The sequence below is a fragment of the Magnetospirillum fulvum MGU-K5 genome (genome assembly GCF_000442515.1).
Classification (GTDB): domain Bacteria; phylum Pseudomonadota; class Alphaproteobacteria; order Rhodospirillales; family Magnetospirillaceae; genus Phaeospirillum; species Phaeospirillum fulvum_B.
Genome location: NZ_AQPH01000164.1, coordinates 1 through 697 on the forward strand (window position 1 = coordinate 1; position 697 = coordinate 697).

The 697-nt window shown below is 44.6% G+C and carries 1 protein-coding gene; it reads left to right on the plus strand.

Annotation, left to right across the window (positions count from 1 at the left end):
- Positions 1-347 precede the first annotated feature (347 nt).
- Positions 348-697, plus strand: a 350-nt coding sequence (locus K678_RS18430; RefSeq protein WP_081673322.1) for an STAS domain-containing protein, incomplete at its 3' end; no start/stop codon positions are given.

Consider the following 697-nt stretch of genomic DNA (forward strand, 5'->3'; position numbering starts at 1 on the left):
TCGAGAATCTCCCGCAATGAAAGAAGTTTCTCGGGTGAATCTGGTCGACGCCTCAATGCCTTGTTTAATTTTATTTATTTACAAAGTATTTAAATAATTAATTTTTCCGAAAAAACGAATTTATATTTTTATTAAAACTCAAGACGAACCATCTTGTTTTTTTAATTTCATGATTGTTGCCTTTTTGTGAAGAATTTCGCATTTATCAAAAATTAAATAAAATTATAAATAACAAAAAAATGAAGTGTCAGCTTTGGATTGACATCGCCATCTAACTGATAATTTAATGACAATTAGACTGAGTTGATTTGTGGCAGCTTCCACTCAAGGCTAGTTATTTAGCTTTGATGCATGAACTCCTTTGCCCAAGTTATGGGAAGGTAACCCGTGTGGAACACAATGGTATTACCGTCTTTTGCTCTGGATCATTGACCCTGCCTCGGGCGGAGGAACTTCGGGACAGTTTTCTGTCTGCGCTCGGGCACACTCGAGGCGTGGTGATTGACGTCACCGAAGCGAGCGAAATCGATCTCAGCTTTATTCAATTGATCCTGGCGGCGCGGACGAGTGTCGAGCGCCGGGGGGGATCGCTGCGTCTGGTCAGTCCGGCGGATGGAGTGTTGGCGTCGACCCTGCGTGCCGCGGGGTTGACCGGCGGGCCGTTTTCGCCGGACAGCCAGCTTTGGATAGAAGGCAC